At 66.9% G+C, this 18,010-nt stretch carries 16 protein-coding genes; all 16 read left to right on the forward strand.

From position 1 onward, the window contains the following. The first annotated feature begins 287 nt into the window (after positions 1-287). On the forward strand, positions 288-3,794 hold the full coding sequence (rpoB, locus tag VIM26_RS18015; RefSeq protein WP_331953693.1) for a DNA-directed RNA polymerase subunit beta: 3,507 nt from the start codon (positions 288-290) through the stop codon (positions 3,792-3,794). 127 nt (positions 3,795-3,921) lie between these two features. Then, complete coding sequence (locus tag VIM26_RS18020) at positions 3,922-7,797, forward strand: DNA-directed RNA polymerase subunit beta' (RefSeq protein ID WP_331953695.1); 3,876 nt, start codon at positions 3,922-3,924, stop codon at positions 7,795-7,797. Between the two features lie 415 nt (positions 7,798-8,212). Continuing rightward, on the forward strand, positions 8,213-8,587 hold the full coding sequence (rpsL, locus tag VIM26_RS18025; protein ID WP_331953697.1) for a 30S ribosomal protein S12: 375 nt from the start codon (positions 8,213-8,215) through the stop codon (positions 8,585-8,587). Next, positions 8,587-9,057 (forward strand): 30S ribosomal protein S7, encoded by a 471-nt coding sequence (gene rpsG, locus VIM26_RS18030; RefSeq protein ID WP_331953699.1) that lies wholly within the window; start codon positions 8,587-8,589, stop codon positions 9,055-9,057. The genes rpsL and rpsG overlap by 1 nt, the downstream gene beginning before the upstream one ends. A 65-nt stretch (positions 9,058-9,122) precedes the next feature. Beyond that, positions 9,123-11,225, forward strand: a complete 2,103-nt coding sequence (gene fusA / locus VIM26_RS18035; RefSeq protein WP_331953701.1) for an elongation factor G — start codon at positions 9,123-9,125, stop codon at positions 11,223-11,225. A gap of 128 nt (positions 11,226-11,353) precedes the next feature. After that, positions 11,354-12,547 carry an elongation factor Tu gene (gene tuf, locus VIM26_RS18040; RefSeq protein WP_331953702.1) on the forward strand — a complete coding sequence of 398 codons (1,194 nt, stop codon included), beginning with the start codon at positions 11,354-11,356 and terminating at the stop codon, positions 12,545-12,547. Between the two features lie 337 nt (positions 12,548-12,884). Further along, on the forward strand, positions 12,885-13,193 hold the full coding sequence (rpsJ, locus tag VIM26_RS18045) for a 30S ribosomal protein S10 (protein ID WP_012867945.1): 309 nt from the start codon (positions 12,885-12,887) through the stop codon (positions 13,191-13,193). Between the two features lie 22 nt (positions 13,194-13,215). After that, on the forward strand, positions 13,216-13,875 hold the full coding sequence (gene rplC, locus VIM26_RS18050) for a 50S ribosomal protein L3 (RefSeq protein ID WP_331953726.1): 660 nt from the start codon (positions 13,216-13,218) through the stop codon (positions 13,873-13,875). Positions 13,876-13,912: 37 nt separating this feature from the next. Then, positions 13,913-14,593: a 50S ribosomal protein L4 gene (rplD, locus tag VIM26_RS18055; protein ID WP_331953827.1), complete on the forward strand. Its 681-nt coding sequence runs from the start codon at positions 13,913-13,915 to the stop codon at positions 14,591-14,593. After that, entirely contained in the window at positions 14,590-14,892 is a 303-nt protein-coding gene (gene rplW, locus VIM26_RS18060) for a 50S ribosomal protein L23 (protein WP_331953728.1), read from the forward strand. Before rplD ends, rplW begins: the two co-directional genes overlap by 4 nt. Before the next feature lie 32 nt (positions 14,893-14,924). Next, positions 14,925-15,761: a 50S ribosomal protein L2 gene (gene rplB, locus VIM26_RS18065; protein ID WP_331953730.1), complete on the forward strand. Its 837-nt coding sequence runs from the start codon at positions 14,925-14,927 to the stop codon at positions 15,759-15,761. A gap of 12 nt (positions 15,762-15,773) precedes the next feature. Beyond that, complete coding sequence (gene rpsS, locus VIM26_RS18070; RefSeq protein ID WP_331953732.1) at positions 15,774-16,055, forward strand: 30S ribosomal protein S19; 282 nt, start codon at positions 15,774-15,776, stop codon at positions 16,053-16,055. Between the two features lie 73 nt (positions 16,056-16,128). After that, the gene (gene rplV, locus VIM26_RS18075; RefSeq protein ID WP_331953733.1) at positions 16,129-16,497 is read left to right on the forward strand and encodes a 50S ribosomal protein L22; all 369 of its coding nucleotides are present in this window, start codon (positions 16,129-16,131) and stop codon (positions 16,495-16,497) included. Further along, positions 16,497-17,345 carry a 30S ribosomal protein S3 gene (gene rpsC / locus VIM26_RS18080; RefSeq protein ID WP_331953735.1) on the forward strand — a complete coding sequence of 283 codons (849 nt, stop codon included), beginning with the start codon at positions 16,497-16,499 and terminating at the stop codon, positions 17,343-17,345. Before rplV ends, rpsC begins: the two co-directional genes overlap by 1 nt. A 3-nt stretch (positions 17,346-17,348) precedes the next feature. After that, positions 17,349-17,768: a 50S ribosomal protein L16 gene (gene rplP / locus VIM26_RS18085; RefSeq protein WP_331953737.1), complete on the forward strand. Its 420-nt coding sequence runs from the start codon at positions 17,349-17,351 to the stop codon at positions 17,766-17,768. Further along, entirely contained in the window at positions 17,768-18,007 is a 240-nt protein-coding gene (gene rpmC, locus VIM26_RS18090) for a 50S ribosomal protein L29 (protein ID WP_331953739.1), read from the forward strand. The genes rplP and rpmC overlap by 1 nt, the downstream gene beginning before the upstream one ends. Positions 18,008-18,010 lie beyond the last annotated feature (3 nt).

An 18,010-nucleotide genomic window follows, 5' to 3' on the forward strand; every position in this document is an offset into this window, starting at 1 on the left:
CCCGGGCATCCGGGTGCGGGCCTCGTCGCCTCGTGGAGTACGCCGAAAGACTGATCTGCCCCGCCGGGTGGTGCAAAGCCCCGGTGCGTGGCCGCATAATGCTCCAGTGGACAGTCCTGTCCCGATCGACTACGCTAGCGCTTTGCGTTGGCTTGTGCCCGCGTCCCCGAATAACCCGAGACCCTAGTGACGTCGTCGTGCGCGATGTCACCGGACTCGAGGCCGGGGGGCCGCGCCCCGCCGAGACCGGCGCAGCTTGCACTCGATCTGCAGGGAAGGACCCCCTCTTGGCTGCCTCGCGCATCCCTTCTGCACCGTCCGTCGACGCTATCGCGAATCGCACCGCGTCCCGGCGTATCTCTTTCGCCAAGATCCGTGAGCCGCTCGAGGTTCCGGACCTTCTTGGTCTCCAGACGGAGAACTTCGACTGGCTGCTCGGCAACTCCAAGTGGCAGGCACGCGTTGCCGCCGCTGCCCTCGTCGGTCGCCAGGACGTCCCCGAGACCGCCGGTCTGGAGGAGATCTTCGAGGAGATCTCCCCGATCGAGGACTTCGGCGGATCCATGTCGCTGTCGTTCCGCGAGCACCGCTTCGAGCCGCCGAAGTACACGGCCGAGGAGTGCAAGGAGAAGGACTTCACGTACGCCGCGCCGCTCTTCGTGACGGCCGAGTTCGTCAACTACACCACCGGTGAGATCAAGAGCCAGACGGTCTTCATGGGCGACTTCCCGCTCATGACGGAGCGCGGCACGTTCATCATCAACGGCACCGAGCGCGTCGTCGTCTCCCAGCTCGTGCGGTCCCCGGGCGTCTACTTCGAGCGCACCGCCGACAAGACGTCCGACAAGGACATCTTCACCGCCAAGATCATCCCGAGCCGTGGCGCCTGGCTCGAGTTCGAGATCGACAAGCGCGACGCCGTCGGCGTGCGCGTGGACCGCAAGCGCAAGCAGTCGGTCACCGTGCTGCTCAAGGCGCTCGGCCAGTCCGAGGCGCAGATCCGCGAGGAGTTCGCCCAGTTCCCCGCGGTGCTGGACACCCTCGACAAGGACCACGTCTCCACCGAGGACGAGGCCCTGCTCGACCTGTACCGCAAGATCCGGCCGGGCGAGCCGCCCACGATCGAGGCCGGTCGCGCGCTGCTGGAGAACTTCTACTTCAACCCCAAGCGCTACGACATGGCCAAGGTCGGGCGTTACAAGGTCAACAAGAAGCTCGGCGTCGACGCCCCGCTCAACGAGTCGGTGCTGTCCGTGCGCGACATCGTCGCGACCGTCAAGTACCTCGCGGCCCTGCACGCGGACGTCACGACCCTGCCCGGCACGCGTGCCGGCGAGGCCGTCGAGATCCGCGTCGAGACCGACGACATCGACCACTTCGGCAACCGTCGCATCCGCGCGGTCGGCGAGCTGATCCAGAACCAGGTCCGCACCGGCCTGTCCCGCATGGAGCGCGTCGTCCGCGAGCGCATGACCACGCAAGACGTCGAGGCGATCACCCCGCAGACCCTGATCAACATCCGCCCCGTGGTGGCGTCGATCAAGGAGTTCTTCGGGACCTCGCAGCTCTCGCAGTTCATGGACCAGAACAACCCGCTCGCCGGACTGACGCACAAGCGTCGCCTGTCCGCGCTCGGCCCGGGTGGTCTGTCCCGTGACCGTGCCGGCATGGAGGTCCGCGACGTCCACCCCTCGCACTACGGCCGCATGTGCCCGATCGAGACCCCTGAGGGCCCGAACATCGGCCTGATCGGCTCGCTCGCGACGTACGGACGGATCAACCCGTTCGGCTTCATCGAGACGCCGTACCGCAAGGTCATCAAGGGCAAGGTCACGGACGAGATCCACTACCTGACCGCCGACGACGAGGACCGCTACATCATCGCGCAGGCGAACGCGGCGCTGAAGGCCAACGGCTCGTTCGCCGAGGACAAGGTGCTCGTCCGCAACAAGGCCGAGGTCGAGGTCGTCCCCGGCGAGTCCGTGGACTACATGGACGTCTCGCCGCGCCAGATGGTGTCGGTCGCGACCGCCCTGATCCCGTTCCTCGAGCACGACGACGCCAACCGCGCGCTGATGGGCGCGAACATGCAGCGCCAGGCCGTTCCGCTGGTGCGCTCCGAGGCCCCGCTCGTCGGGACCGGCATGGAGCGCCGTGCGGCGGTCGACGCCGGTGACGTGATCGTGGCGCAGAAGCCGGGCGTGGTCACCGAGGTCTCCGCCGACCTCATCGTGATCTCGAACGACGACGGCACCACGACGAGCCACCGGGTCGCCAAGTTCCGCCGCTCGAACCAGGGCACGTCCTACAACCAGCGCGTGCTGGTCGACGACGGCGCTCGCGTCGAGGCCGGCTCCGTGCTGGCCGACGGTCCGGCGACGGACGAGGGCGAGCTCGCCCTCGGCCGCAACCTGCTCGTGGCGTTCATGTCGTGGGAGGGCCACAACTACGAGGACGCCATCATCCTCAGCCAGCGCCTGGTGCAGGACGACGTGCTGTCCTCGATCCACATCGAGGAGCACGAGGTCGACGCTCGCGACACCAAGCTCGGGCCGGAGGAGATCACGCGGGACATCCCCAACGTCTCCGAGGAGGTCCTCGCGGACCTCGACGAGCGCGGGATCATCCGCATCGGCGCCGAGGTCGGCGCGGGCGACATCCTGGTCGGCAAGGTCACGCCCAAGGGCGAGACCGAGCTCACCCCGGAGGAGCGCCTGCTGCGCGCCATCTTCGGCGAGAAGGCCCGCGAGGTCCGCGACACGTCGCTGAAGGTTCCGCACGGCGAGTCGGGCACGGTCATCGAGGTCCGCACGTTCAACCGCGAGGACGGCGACGAGCTGCCCGCCGGGGTCAACGAGCTGGTCCGGGTCTACATCGCCCAGCGACGCAAGATCACCGACGGCGACAAGCTCGCCGGTCGGCACGGCAACAAGGGCGTCATCTCCAAGATCCTCCCGATCGAGGACATGCCGTTCCTGTCCGACGGCACCGCCGTCGACATCGTGCTCAACCCGCTCGGCGTGCCCGGCCGCATGAACGTCGGCCAGGTCCTGGAGACCCACCTCGGGTGGGTCGCCAAGCAGGGCTGGGACATCGCGCTCGCCGAGGACGAGAACGCGTCCTGGAAGGCCAACGTGCCGGCCATCGCCGCCTCGTCCCTCCCGGGCGTGCCGATCGCGACCCCGGTGTTCGACGGCGTGCAGGAGGATGCCCTCACCGGCCTCCTCTCGGTCACCCTGCCGAACCGGGACGGCGACCGCATGGTCGACGGCACCGGCAAGGCCCGGCTGTTCGACGGACGCTCCGGCGAGCCGTTCCCGGAGCCCGTCGCGGTCGGCTACATGTACATCCTGAAGCTGCACCACCTCGTCGACGACAAGATCCACGCGCGTTCGACGGGCCCGTACTCGATGATCACGCAGCAGCCGCTCGGTGGTAAGGCGCAGTTCGGTGGCCAGCGGTTCGGTGAGATGGAGGTCTGGGCGCTCGAGGCGTACGGCGCCGCGTACACGCTCCAGGAGCTCCTGACCATCAAGAGCGACGACGTCCCCGGGCGCGTGAAGGTGTACGAGGCGATCGTCAAGGGGGAGAACATCCCCGACTCGGGCATCCCGGAGTCCTTCAAGGTGCTCCTCAAGGAGATGCAGTCGCTCTGCCTGAATGTCGAGGTGCTGTCCTCCGACGGTGTCTCGATCGACATGAAGGAGAACGACGACGAGGTCTACCGCGCAGCGGAGGAGCTCGGGATCGACCTGTCCCGTCGACCCAACGCCAGCAGCATCGAAGAGATCTGACCCGGTCCCGCACGTCGCCAGCCCTGACGGGGTACGCGACGTGCGGTGACCCACACCCGTAGTTCCTCCATCACCGCCGGGCCGTCACAGAAATACGGATCACGGCACGCGAAGGAAGTAGGACGCATTGCTCGACGTCAACGTCTTCGATGAGTTGCGCATCGGTCTGGCCACGGCTGAAGATATCCGCGCCTGGTCGCACGGCGAGGTCAAGAAGCCTGAAACCATCAACTACCGCACGCTCAAGCCGGAAAAGGACGGGCTCTTCTGCGAGAAGATCTTCGGCCCCACCCGGGACTGGGAGTGCTACTGCGGCAAGTACAAGCGCGTGCGCTTCAAGGGCATCATCTGCGAGCGCTGCGGCGTAGAGGTCACGCGCTCGAAGGTCCGCCGTGAGCGGATGGGCCACGTCGAGCTCGCCGCCCCGGTGACCCACATCTGGTTCTTCAAGGGTGTGCCGTCCCGCCTCGGCTACCTGCTCGACCTGGCGCCGAAGGACCTCGAGAAGGTCATCTACTTCGCCGCCTACATGATCACGTCGGTCGACGACGCCGGTCGCGCCGAGGACCTCCCCAACCTCCAGAACGAGATCGACCTGGAGAAGAAGGAGATCACCGACCGCCGCGACAACGACATCGAGGCCCGCGCCAAGAAGCTCGAGGGCAACCTCGCCGAGCTCGAGGCGGAGGGTGCTCGCGCCGACGCGCGCCGCAAGGTGCGCGACTCGGCCGAGCGCGAGATGGCTCAGCTGCGCAAGCGGGCCGACCTCGACCTCGAGCGTCTGGACACCGTCTGGGACAAGTTCAAGAGCCTCAAGGTCGCAGACCTCGAGGGTGACGAGCTGCTCTACCGCCAGCTCTCGGACCGCTACGGCAACTACTTCGAGGGTTCGATGGGTGCCGCCGCGATCCAGAAGCGGCTGCAGGCCTTCGACCTCGAGGCCGAGGCCGAGTCCCTGCGCGACACGATCAAGAACGGCAAGGGCCAGCGCAAGACCCGCGCCCTGAAGCGGCTCAAGGTCGTCAACGCGTTCCTGACCACGAGCAACACGCCCGAGGGCATGGTCCTGGACGCCGTCCCGGTCATCCCGCCGGACCTGCGCCCGATGGTCCAGCTGGACGGTGGCCGCTTCGCGACCTCCGACCTGAACGACCTGTACCGCCGCGTGATCAACCGGAACAACCGCCTCAAGCGGCTGCTCGACCTCGGCGCGCCCGAGATCATCGTCAACAACGAGAAGCGGATGCTCCAGGAGGCCGTCGACGCACTCTTCGACAACGGCCGCCGCGGACGTCCGGTGACCGGTCCGGGCAACCGCCCGCTCAAGTCGATCTCGGACATGCTCAAGGGCAAGCAGGGTCGGTTCCGCCAGAACCTGCTCGGCAAGCGCGTCGACTACTCGGGCCGTTCGGTCATCGTCGTCGGCCCGCAGCTCCGGCTGCACCAGTGCGGTCTGCCCAAGCAGATGGCCCTGGAGCTCTTCAAGCCCTTCGTCATGAAGCGGCTCGTCGACCTCAACCACGCGCAGAACATCAAGTCGGCCAAGCGCATGGTCGAGCGCGCACGCCCGGTGGTCTGGGATGTCCTCGAAGAGGTCATCACCGAGCACCCCGTGCTGCTCAACCGCGCGCCCACGCTGCACCGTCTGGGCATCCAGGCCTTCGAGCCCCAGCTCGTCGAGGGCAAGGCGATCCACCTGCACCCGCTCGTCTGCGCCGCGTTCAACGCGGACTTCGACGGCGACCAGATGGCCGTCCACCTGCCGCTGAGCGCCGAGGCCCAGGCCGAGGCCCGGATCCTGATGCTCTCGAGCAACAACATCCTCAAGCCGTCCGACGGCCGCCCGGTGACCATGCCCACCCAGGACATGATCATCGGCCTGTTCCACCTCACGTCGGACAAGCCCGACGCGAAGGGCGCGGGCCGCTCGTTCAGCTCGGTGCCCGAGGCGATCATGGCGTTCGACGGCGGTCAGCTGGACCTGAACGCCGAGATCAAGATCCAGCTCACCGATCTCGTCCCGCCGGCCGAGGGCTTCACGGCTCCCGAGGGCTGGAACGCGGGCGACTCGATCGTCTTCGACACCACGCTCGGCCGGGCGCTGTTCAACGAGCTGCTGCCCGTCGACTACCCGTACGAGAACGGGGTCGTGGACAAGAAGCGGCTCTCCGTGATCGTCAACGACCTCGCCGAGCGGTACGCGAAGGTCGAGGTCGCCGCGAGCCTGGACGCGCTCAAGGAGGCCGGCTTCCGCTGGGCCACCCGCTCGGGTGTCACCATCTCGATCTCCGACGTCATCACTCCGGTCGAGAAGGCAGGGATCCTCGAGGAGCACGAGGCGCGCGCCGCCAAGGTCCAGACCCAGTACGAGAAGGGTCTGATCACCGACGACGAGCGCCGTCAGGAGCTCATCGAGATCTGGACGCAGGCGACCGACCGCGTCGCCGAGGCGATGCGGAAGAACTTCCCGGCGAGCAGCACCATCTACCGGATGGTCGGTTCGGGTGCACGTGGTAACTGGATGCAGGTCCGTCAGATCGCCGGTATGCGCGGCCTTGTGGCGAACCCGAAGGGCGAGATCATCCCTCGCCCGATCAAGTCCAACTACCGCGAGGGCCTGTCGGTCCTGGAGTACTTCATCGCCACGCACGGCGCCCGCAAGGGGCTGGCGGACACCGCACTGCGGACCGCCGACTCCGGGTACCTCACGCGCCGGCTGGTGGACGTGTCCCAGGACGTCATCGTCCGCGAGGACGACTGCGGCACCGAGCGTGGCCTGGCCATGACGATCGGGGTCGACGCCGGCAACGGCACGCTCCGCCGCCACGACAAGGTCGAGACGAGCACCTACTCCAGGACGCTCGCCGCGACGGTCGAGGTCGACGGCAAGATCCTGGGCCAGCCCGGGGACGACGTCGGCGACGTGCTCATCGACGCCCTGCTCGCCGCCGGGGTCACCGAGCTCAAGGTGCGCTCGGTCCTCACGTGCGAGTCGCGCGTCGGTACCTGCGCCAAGTGCTACGGCCGGTCGCTCGCGACCGGCAAGCTCGTCGACATCGGCGAGGCCGTCGGCATCATCGCGGCCCAGTCGATCGGTGAGCCCGGCACGCAGCTCACGATGCGTACGTTCCACACCGGTGGTGTGGCTTCGGCCGACGACATCACCCAGGGGCTGCCCCGCGTCCAGGAGCTCTTCGAGGCCCGCACCCCCAAGGGTGAGGGTCCGATCGCGGAGTTCTCCGGCCGGATCACGATCGACGAGTCCGACCGGATCCGCCGCCTCGTGCTCACCCCGGACGACGGGTCGGAGGAGATCGGCTACCCGATCACCAAGCGTTCCCGGCTGCTGATCTCCGACGGCGACCACGTCGAGGTCGGCACCCAGCTCGTCCAGGGCGCCGTGGACCCGAAGAAGGTGCTGCGCATCCTCGGCCCGCGGGCCACGCAGAAGCACCTGGTCGACGAGGTGCAGGAGGTCTACCGCTCGCAGGGTGTGGACATCCACGACAAGCACATCGAGGTCATCGTCCGGCAGATGCTGCGCCGGGTCACGGTGCTCGACTCCGGTGACTCGGACCTGCTGCCCGGCGAGCTCGCCGAGCGTGGCCGGTTCGAGGACGCCAACCGTCGGGCGGTCGCCGAGGGCGGCCAGCCGGCGTCGGGTCGTCCCGAGCTCATGGGCATCACGAAGGCCTCGCTCGCGACCGACTCGTGGCTCTCGGCGGCCTCCTTCCAGGAGACCACCCGAGTGCTGACCGAGGCCTCCATGAGCGGACGCAGCGACCCGCTGCTGGGGCTCAAGGAGAACGTCATCATCGGAAAGCTCATCCCGGCGGGTACCGGACTTCCCCGGTACGGCAACGTGTCGGTCGAGCCCACCGAGGAGGCGAAGGCCGAGCTGTACCCGAGCTTCGGCTACGACGAGATCGACTTCCCCGCACTGGGCCTCGGCTCCGGCGAGGCGATCCCGCTGGAGGACCTCGACTTCGGGGGCTTCCGCTGACCGCTGTGCACTGAACACCTGCTAACGTCCGAGCGTTGACGTCCTATAGGACGTCAACGCTCGGACGTTGCGGGTTTGACGGCGCGATTTTGACGGAGCAGAGCGGTGCCGGTAACGTAGGCGACCGTGCCCGCGCCGTCGGGCCCTCGTACGTGCATTCCCACTTCAGACTGCCTCGGCAGGTCGGGTGGCGGGTGGCGGGTGCCGGGTGGATCTCCTTCCCAGCGCGTGCGGACACATTCACCGGAGCGATTCGGTCTGTGTCTGCCGCACAGAGGTGGACAGACACACCCGGGTGCGGGGGTGGGAGCGGGACTCAAGACCTCCGGGTCGACCCAGACAGGGTCGATCCGACCAGGAGCGGACAAGGATCCGCACCGACCAGAGAACTACCTCGAACAGACACGGAGACGCAGTGCCTACGATCCAGCAGCTGGTCCGCAAGGGCCGGCAGCCCAAGTCCACGAAGTCGAAGACCCCCGCGCTCAAGGGCAGCCCGCAGCGACGCGGCGTGTGCACGCGCGTCTACACGACCACCCCGAAGAAGCCGAACTCGGCTCTCCGCAAGGTCGCGCGCGTCAAGCTCTCCAGCCAGATCGAGGTCACGGCCTACATCCCCGGCGTCGGCCACAACCTGCAGGAGCACTCGATCGTGCTCGTGCGCGGCGGTCGCGTGAAGGACCTCCCCGGTGTCCGCTACAAGATCGTCCGCGGCGCGCTCGACACGCAGGGCGTGAAGAACCGCAAGCAGGCTCGTAGCCTCTACGGCGCCAAGAAGGGCAGCAACTAATGCCTCGCAAGGGTCCGGCCCCGAAGCGGCCGCTCATCATCGACCCGGTCTACGGATCGCCGGTCGTCACCCAGCTGATCAACAAGGTTCTGCGCGACGGCAAGAAGTCCGTCGCTGAGGCCATCGTCTACGGTGCCCTCGAGGGCGTCGAGGCCAAGGTGAGCGGCGACCCCGTCGTCGTGCTCAAGCGCGCGCTCGAGAACGTCCGCCCGGCCCTCGAGGTCAAGTCGCGGCGCGTCGGCGGTGCGACCTACCAGGTCCCCGTCGAGGTCCGCCCGGTGCGTTCCACCACGCTCGCGCTGCGCTGGCTCACCGACTACTCCCGCGCCCGTCGCGAGAAGTCGATGACCGAGCGCCTCATGAACGAGATCCTCGACGCCAGCAACGGCCTCGGTGCCGCGGTCAAGCGCCGCGAGGACATGCACAAGATGGCCGAGTCCAACAAGGCGTTCGCGCACTACCGCTGGTAACCCCAGCGGCGCCGCTTGCCGGTTAGTCCGGCGGCGCCACCCGATGCTTGGAGAAGGGCGACACAGTGGCACTCGACGTGCTGACGGACCTGAGGAAGGTCCGGAACATCGGCATCATGGCGCACATCGATGCCGGCAAGACGACCGTGACCGAGCGGATCCTGTTCTACACCGGGGTCAACTACAAGATCGGCGAGACCCACGACGGTGCGTCGACGATGGACTGGATGGAGCAGGAGCAGGAGCGCGGCATCACGATCACGTCCGCCGCGACGACCTGTTACTGGAAAGACAACCAGGTCAACATCATCGACACCCCGGGTCACGTGGACTTCACGGTCGAGGTCGAGCGCTCCCTTCGGGTGCTCGACGGCGCGGTCGCGGTCTTCGACGGCAAGGAGGGCGTTGAGCCCCAGTCCGAGACGGTGTGGCGGCAGGCGGACAAGTACCACGTCCCCCGCATCTGCTTCGTCAACAAGATGGACAAGCTCGGCGCGGACTTCTACTTCACGGTCAAGACGATCGTGGACCGCCTGAAGGCCAAGCCGCTGCCGATCCAGCTGCCGATCGGCGCCGAGAACGACTTCATCGGTGTCATCGACCTGGTCGAGCAGAAGGCGCTCGTCTGGCACGGCGAGACCGCCCTCGGCGAGGAGTACGCGACCGAGGAGATCCCGGCCGACATGGTCGAGCTCGCCGCGGAGTACCGGGCCAAGATCATCGAGGCCGTCGCCGAGACCGATGAGGTCCTGCTCGAGAAGTACCTCGGGGGCGAGGACTTCACGATCGCGGAGATCAAGATCGGCATCCGCAAGCTCGTCATCAGTGGCGAGGCCTACCCGATCCTGTGCGGGTCCGCGTTCAAGAACAAGGGCGTCCAGCCCATGCTCGACGCGGTCCTGGACTACCTCCCCTCGCCGCTGGACGTGCCTCCGATGGAGGGCCACGTCCCCGGTGACGAGGAGAAGGTCATCGTTCGGGAGCCCAAGGCGAGCGAGCCGTTCTCGGCGCTGGCGTTCAAGGTGGCGACCCACCCGTTCTTCGGGAAGCTCACCTACGTCCGGGTCTACTCCGGCCACGTCAACTCCGGTGCCCAGGTCTACAACTCGACCAAGGGCAAGAAGGAGCGCATCGGGAAGCTCTTCCAGATGCACGCCAACAAGGAGAACCCCGTCGAGGCCGCCACGGCCGGACACATCTACGCGTTCATCGGGCTGAAGGACGTCACCACCGGTGACACCCTGTGCGACCCGCAGAACCAGATCGTGCTCGAGTCCATGACGTTCCCCGAGCCGGTCATCTCCGTGGCGATCGAGCCCAAGACCAAGGGCGACCAGGAGAAGCTGTCCCTCGCGATCCAGAAGCTCGCCGAGGAAGACCCCACGTTCCGGGTCAACCTCGACATCGACACTGGTCAGACCATCATCGCCGGCATGGGCGAGCTCCACCTGGACATCCTGGTGGACCGTATGCGCCGCGAGTTCAAGGTCGAGGCGAACGTGGGCAAGCCCCAGGTCGCCTATCGCGAGACGATCCGCCGCAGCGTCGTGAAGATCGACTACACGCACAAGAAGCAGACGGGTGGGTCGGGTCAGTACGCCAAGATCCAGATGACCTTCGAGCCGCTGGCTGCTTCCGAGGGCGAGCTGTACGAGTTCGACAACAAGGTCACCGGTGGTCGCATCCCGCGGGAGTACATCCCGTCCGTGGACGCTGGTATCCAGAGCGCGATGCTGCTCGGCGTCCTGGCGGGCTACCCGCTGGTGGGCGTCAAGGCGATCCTGCTCGACGGCGCGTCGCACGACGTCGACTCCTCGGAGATGGCGTTCAAGATCGCGGGCTCCATGATCCTCAAGGAGGCCGTCCGTCAGGCCGACCCCGTCCTGCTCGAGCCGAAGATGGCCGTCGAGGTGCGCACGCCCGAGGAGTACATGGGCGAAGTCATCGGCGACCTGAACTCGCGGCGCGGCATGATCCAGTCCATGGAGGACGCGACCGGCGTTAAGGTCATCAGCGCCCTCGTTCCTCTGTCTGAGATGTTCGGCTACGTCGGTGACCTGCGGTCGAAGACCCAGGGTCGCGCGGTGTACTCGATGCAGTTCGACAGCTACTCCGAAGTTCCTCGGAACGTTGCCGAGGAGATCATCAAGAAGACCCGGGGCGAGTAAGTCCCACTGGTCGAAACCCGCAGTTCAGTTCCAACACAAACCGACCGGTAGGACCGAACGCCCAGCAGGTGTCACCATGACTCCTGCATCGATCGGCATTTCACTACCTTGAGTCCGAGGAGGACACAGTGGGCAAGGCGAAGTTCGAGCGGACCAAGCCGCACGTCAACATCGGGACCATCGGTCACGTCGACCACGGTAAGACGACGCTGACGGCCGCGATCTCGAAGGTGCTGCACGACAAGTTCCCGACCCTGAACCCCTTCACGCCGTTCGACGAGATCGACAAGGCGCCCGAAGAGAAGCAGCGCGGTATCACCATCAACATCGCGCACGTCGAGTACCAGACCGAGAAGCGTCACTACGCGCACATCGATGCGCCGGGTCACGCTGACTACATCAAGAACATGATCACGGGTGCGGCGCAGATGGACGGCGCCATCCTCGTGGTCGCGGCCACCGACGGCCCCATGGCCCAGACGCGCGAGCACGTTCTGCTCGCCCGCCAGGTCGGCGTGCCGTACCTGCTGGTCGCGCTGAACAAGGCCGACATGGTGGACGACGAGGAGATCCTCGAGCTCGTCGAGGTCGAGGTTCGTGAGCTGCTCACGGACCAGGGCTTCGATGGCGAAGAGGTTCCGGTCATCCAGGTCTCCGCACTGAAGGCGCTCGAGGGCGACCCCAAGTGGACCAAGTCGATCCAGGACCTGATGGACGCCGTCGACGCCAGCGTGCCGGACCCGGTTCGCGACATCGACAAGCCGTTCCTCATGCCGATCGAGGACGTCTTCACGATCACCGGTCGTGGCACCGTCGTCACCGGGCGCGTGGAGCGCGGCAAGCTCAAGGTGAACGAGGAGGTGGAGGTCGTCGGCATCAAGGAGAAGGCGATCAAGACCACCGTCACCGGCGTCGAGATGTTCCGCAAGCTCCTCGACTACGCAGAGGCCGGCGAGAACGTCGGTCTGCTCCTGCGTGGCACGAAGCGCGAAGAGGTCGAGCGCGGCCAGGTCGTCGTCAAGCCGGGCTCGATCACCCCCCACAAGGACTTCGAGGCGCAGGTCTACATCCTCGCCAAGGATGAGGGTGGGCGTCACAACCCGTTCTACGCGAACTACCGCCCGCAGTTCTACTTCCGCACCACCGACGTCACCGGCGTCATCACGCTGCCTGAGGGCACCGAGATGGTCATGCCCGGCGACAACACCGAGATGACGGTCGCGCTGATCCAGCCGATCGCCATGGAGATCGGGCTCGGCTTCGCCATCCGCGAGGGTGGTCGCACGGTCGGCTCGGGCAAGGTCACCAAGATCCTCAAGTGATCTCGCGGCAGGGTCCGGGCATTGCGCCCGGGCCCTGCCCGCTTGTTTTCCCTGCGAGGGATCACGGATTGGTCTTCACTGCCATGATCTGGCACACTAGCCAGGTTGCCCGGTGAGAGTGGCGCGCGTGAACAATGCGTGCAGCTTCCCGGGCAGGCAATAAACGTTGAGGGCTCGCAGGCCCCGGGTTCACCCGGTGACCGAGCCCAGACAGCATCCATCGATCTAACGCCGCCAGAGCGCGGTGTGCAGCGCGAAGGTGTGTCCGCGACAAGCGACACGCCCGAGTGCGGGGGTCGGACAGCTAGCAGTTCTAGAGAGAGAGTCAGACGACGCCATGGCGGGACAGAAGATCCGCATTCGGCTCAAGTCCTACGACCACGAGGTCATCGACAGCTCGGCGCGCAAGATCGTCGACACGGTGACGCGCGCTGGTGCGACGGTCGTGGGTCCGGTGCCGCTGCCGACGGAGAAGAACGTTTTCTGCGTCATCCGGTCGCCTCACAAGTACAAGGACAGCCGCGAACACTTCGAGATGCGCACGCACAAGCGTCTCATCGACATCATCGATCCCACGCCGAAGGCGGTCGACTCGCTCATGCGCCTCGACCTGCCCGCAGACGTGAACATCGAGATCAAGCTCTGACGCTGGGAAGGAACTGATCACTATGACCACCCAGCAGAACGCGCGCCCGATCACGGCTGTGCTCGGCACCAAGCTCGGCATGACGCAGATGTGGGACGCCAACGGCCTCCTCATCCCCGTCACCGTCGTGCAGGTCGGCACCAACGTGGTTACCCAGGTTCGCACCGCTGACACGGACGGTTACGCCGCGGTCCAGCTCGCCTACGGGCAGATTGATCCCCGCAAGGTGACGCAGCCGCTCAAGGGCCACTTCGAGAAGGCCGGGGTTACCCCCCGCCGGCATGTGGCCGAAGTTCGCACCCCGAACGCCTCCGAGTACACGCTCGGCCAGGAGATCACTGCGGAGGCCTTCGCGGCCGGCGCGCTGGTCGACGTCTCGGGTACCACCAAGGGCAAGGGCACCGCGGGTGTCATGAAGCGTCACGGCTTCCACGGTGACAACGCTTCCCATGGTGCGCACAAGAACCACCGCAAGCCCGGCTCGATCGGTGGGGCTTCGACGCCCGGCCGTGTCTTCCGCGGCATGAAGATGGCCGGTCGGATGGGCTTCGACCAGATGACCACCCAGAACCTCACCGTGTACGCGGTGGACGCCGAGAAGGGCCTGCTGCTCGTCAAGGGCGCGGTTCCCGGACCCAAGGGCGGCATCCTCCTCGTCCGCACCGCCGCGAAGGGAGCATGACGTGGCTGACACTGCATCCTCACTGACCGTCGACGTGATGGACCCCCAGGGCAAGAAGGCCGGCAGCGCCGACCTTCCCGCTGAGGTGTTCGACGTCCAGACGAACATCCCGCTGATCCACCAGGTCGTCGTCGCGCAGCTCGCTGCGGCACGCCAGGGCACCCACGACACGAAGTCTCGTGGCGAGGTGCGCGGTGGTGGCCGCAAGCCGCACGCACAGAAGGGCACCGGCCGCGCCCGTCAGGGCTCGACCCGCGCCCCGCAGTTCGCCGGTGGTGGCGTCGTGCACGGCCCGACGCCGCGTGACTACAGCCAGCGGACCCCGAAGAAGATGAAGACCGCGGCGCTCCGCGGTGCTCTTTCGGACCGCGCCCGCGCCGGCCGCGTGCACGTCGTCTCCGGGTTCGCCCCGGGCGCCGCGCCCTCGACCAAGACGGCGCTCGAAGTTCTGGCTCGCCTGTCCGGCCGCAAGCACGTGCTTGTGGTCGTCGAGCGCCAGGACGAGATCACCTGGAAGTCGCTTCGCAACGTCGAGCAGGTTCACCTGCTGGTCGCAGACCAGCTGAACACCTACGACGTGCTCGTCTCCGACGACATCGTCTTCACCCAGGGCGCGCTCGACGCGTTCCTGGCCGGCCCGGCAACGGGTCGCTCGGTGAAGGCCGTCGGCACCTCGGGCGAGGCGTCCGAGGCCGAGAACGAGGAGGACACCAAGTGACCACCGTGGCCAAGGACCCCCGCGACATCCTGATCGCGCCGGTCGTCTCGGAGAAGAGCTACGGGCTGCTCGACGAGGGCAAGTACACCTTCGTCGTCGACCCGCGCTCTAACAAGACGGAGATCAAGGTCGCGATCGAGCAGATCTTCTCCGTCAAGGTCGCTTCCGTGAACACGATCAACCGCAAGGGCAAGACGCGGCGGACCAAGTTCGGCATGGGTAAGCGCAAGGACACCAAGCGTGCGATCGTCACCCTCCGCGAGGGCTCGATCGACATCTTCGGCGGACCGGTCGGCTGAGCCGACCGAGAGCAGATTGAGGACAGATCCCCATGGGAATCCGTAAGTACAAGCCGACTACGCCGGGCCGTCGCGGCTCGAGCGTCGCCGACTTCGTCGAGATCACGCGCTCCACGCCGGAGAAGTCGCTGGTCCGTCCGATCCACAGGACCGGTGGCCGCAACGCCACGGGCCGTGTGACGGTTCGGCACCAGGGCGGTGGGCACAAGCGTGCTTACCGGCTCATCGACTTCCGTCGCCACGACAAGGACGGCGTTCCGGCCAAGGTCGCTCACATCGAGTACGACCCGAACCGCACAGCCCGCATCGCACTGCTGCACTACGCGGACGGCGAGAAGCGCTACATCATCGCGCCGAACAAGCTCAAGCAGGGCGACGTCATCGAAAACGGTGCCGCGGCCGACATCAAGCCCGGCAACAACCTGCCGCTGCGTAACATCCCGACCGGTACGGTCCTGCACGCCATCGAGCTCAAGCCCGGTGGTGGCGCAAAGATCGCCCGTTCGGCTGGTACGTCGGTTCAGCTGGTCGCCAAGGACGGCATCTATGCGCAGCTGCGCATGCCGTCCGGCGAGATCCGCAACGTCGACCTGCGCTGCCGCGCAACGGTCGGCGAGGTCGGTAACGCCGAGCAGTCCAACATCAACTGGGGCAAGGCCGGCCGCATGAGGTGGAAGGGCAAGCGCCCCTCCGTCCGTGGTGTCGCCATGAACCCGGTCGACCACCCGCACGGTGGTGGCGAGGGCAAGACCTCCGGAGGCCGTCACCCGGTCAGCCCGTGGGGTCAGGCCGAAGGCCGCACCCGTCGTCCGAACAAGCCGAGCGACAAGCTCATCGTGCGCCGCCGGCGCCTCAACAAGAAGCGCTGATAGGAGCCAGAGATGCCACGCAGCCTGAAGAAGGGCCCGTTCGTCGACGGTCACCTGCAGAAAAAGGTCGACGTCCAGAACGAGAAGGGGACCAAGAACGTCATCAAGACGTGGTCCCGCCGGTCGCTCATCACACCGGACTTCCTCGGTCACACGTTCGCGGTGCACGACGGCCGCAAGCACACCCCCGTCTTCGTCACCGAGTCGATGGTCGGGCACAAGCTGGGCGAGTTCGCCCCCACGCGGACCTTCCGCGGCCACGAGAAGGACGACCGCAAGGCCCGTCGCCGCTGATCCCCTCGGGGTACAGCACGGCACGGAGTTCTTACCGAGTTCTTTGAGATACGAGACAGAAGGCAGGACAGCAATGGAAGCCAAGGCGCAGGCGCGGTTTGTCCGCGTCACGCCCCAGAAGGCCCGGCGCGTCGTGGACCTCATCCGTGGCAAGCAGGCCCAGGAGGCTGTGGCGACGTTGAAGTTCGCACCGCAGGCCGCGGGGGAGACCGTCCGCAAGGTGGTCGAAAGTGCGATCGCCAACGCGCGGGTCAAGGCTGACCGTGCGAGCGAGGCTTTCGACGAGCACGCGCTCGTCGTCATCGAGGCGTACGTCGACGAGGGTCCGACCCTCAAGCGGTTCCGGCCGCGCGCCCAGGGGCGGGCGAGCCAGATCCTCAAGAGGACCAGCCACATCACCGTGGTCGTGGCCCCGGTCGAGAAGAAGGAGAGGGCCCGATAGTGGGACAGAAGGTAAACCCGCACGGGTACCGCCTAGGCATCACCACCGACCACCGGTCGCGTTGGTTTGCTGACAGCACCAAGCCGGGACAGCGTTACCGCGACTACGTCCGTGAGGACGTGGCGATCCGCAAGCTCATGGCCACTGGCCTCGAGCGTGCCGGCATCTCCAAGGTCGAGATCGAGCGCACTCGCGACCGGGTTCGCGTCGACATCCACACCGCACGCCCCGGGATCGTCATCGGGCGTCGTGGCGCGGAGGCCGACCGCATCCGCGGCGAGCTCGAGAAGCTGAGCGGCAAGCAGGTTCAGCTGAACATCCTCGAGGTGAAGAACGCTGAGATCGACTCTCAGCTCGTCGCCCAGGGGATCGCCGAGCAGCTCGCGAGCCGCGTGTCGTTCCGCCGTGCCATGCGCAAGGGCATGCAGTCCGCCCAGCGCGCCGGTGCCAAGGGGATCCGGGTCCAGTGCTCGGGTCGCCTCGGCGGCGCCGAGATGAGCCGCAGCGAGTTCTACCGCGAGGGACGCGTGCCGTTGCACACCCTCCGCGCGAACATCGACTACGGCTTCTACGAGGCCCGCACGACGTTCGGCCGCATCGGCGTGAAGGTCTGGATCTACAAGGGCGACATGACCGAGAAGGAGTTCGCGCAGCAGCAGGCCACCCAGGCCCCGCGTGCACCGCGTGGACCCCGGGCGGACCGCCCCGACCGCCCCGCTCGTGGTGGCGCCGGAGCACCTCCCCGCCGTCCCGAGCGCACCGAGGCTCCGGCCGCGGCCGCTCCGACCGAGGCCGCTCCGGCGGCCGACGCGGCTGCGAAGGCGCCCGAGTCCGGAACGGGGGCCTGAGCAATGCTTATCCCGCGCAGGCTCAAGCACCGCAAGCAGCACCACCCGGGGCGCTCCGGCGCCGCGACCGGTGGTACCGCGATCTCGTTCGGTGAGTACGGCATCCAGGCTCTCGAGCCCGCCTACCTGACGAACCGCCAGATCGAGGCTGCTCGTATCGCGATCACCCGCCACATCAAGCGTGGTGGGAAGGTCTGGATCAACGTCTACCCGGACCGCCCGCTCACGAAGAAGCCGGCGGAGACCCGCATGGGTTCCGGTAAGGGTTCGCCCGAGTGGTGGATCGCCAACGTCAAGCCGGGTCGGGTTCTCTTCGAGCTCGCCGGTGTTCCGGAGGGGCTTGCGCGTGAGGCCATGCGCCGCGCGCAGCACAAGCTCCCCATGAAGACCCGTTTTGTGGTCCGCGAGGGTGGTGGCAACTGATGACTATCGGAACCAAGGATCTGGCAGTCACCGAGCTGGACGGGTTCGACGACGAGCGTTTGGTCGCCGAGCTCAAGAAGTCGAAGGAAGAGCTGTTCAACCTGCGCTTCCAGTCGGCCACCGGCCAGCTGGAGAGCCACGGGCGGCTCAAGGCGGTACGTCGCGACATCTCCCGGATCTACACGATCCTGCGCGAGCGCGAGCTCGGCATCCGTACTGCCCCGAGCGCGAGCGAGTGAGGT

Origin of the sequence: Pengzhenrongella sp. (genome assembly GCF_036565025.1) — a bacterium.
Taxonomy (GTDB): domain Bacteria; phylum Actinomycetota; class Actinomycetes; order Actinomycetales; family Cellulomonadaceae; genus Pengzhenrongella.

Bases quoted from the DNA above. Each gene is read 5' to 3' on its own strand.
- rpsG (WP_331953699.1), top strand. From the start codon at position 8,587: ATGCCTCGCAAGGGTCCGGCCCCGAAGCGGCCGCTCATCATCGACCCG.
- rpsJ (WP_012867945.1), top strand. From the start codon at position 12,885: ATGGCGGGACAGAAGATCCGCATTCGGCTCAAGTCCTACGACCACGAG.
- rplC (WP_331953726.1), top strand. From the start codon at position 13,216: ATGACCACCCAGCAGAACGCGCGCCCGATCACGGCTGTGCTCGGCACC.
- rplD (WP_331953827.1), top strand. From the start codon at position 13,913: ATGGACCCCCAGGGCAAGAAGGCCGGCAGCGCCGACCTTCCCGCTGAG.
- rplB (WP_331953730.1), top strand. From the start codon at position 14,925: ATGGGAATCCGTAAGTACAAGCCGACTACGCCGGGCCGTCGCGGCTCG.
- rpsS (WP_331953732.1), top strand. From the start codon at position 15,774: ATGCCACGCAGCCTGAAGAAGGGCCCGTTCGTCGACGGTCACCTGCAG.
- rplV (WP_331953733.1), top strand. From the start codon at position 16,129: ATGGAAGCCAAGGCGCAGGCGCGGTTTGTCCGCGTCACGCCCCAGAAG.
- rplP (WP_331953737.1), top strand. From the start codon at position 17,349: ATGCTTATCCCGCGCAGGCTCAAGCACCGCAAGCAGCACCACCCGGGG.
- rpmC (WP_331953739.1), top strand. From the start codon at position 17,768: ATGACTATCGGAACCAAGGATCTGGCAGTCACCGAGCTGGACGGGTTC.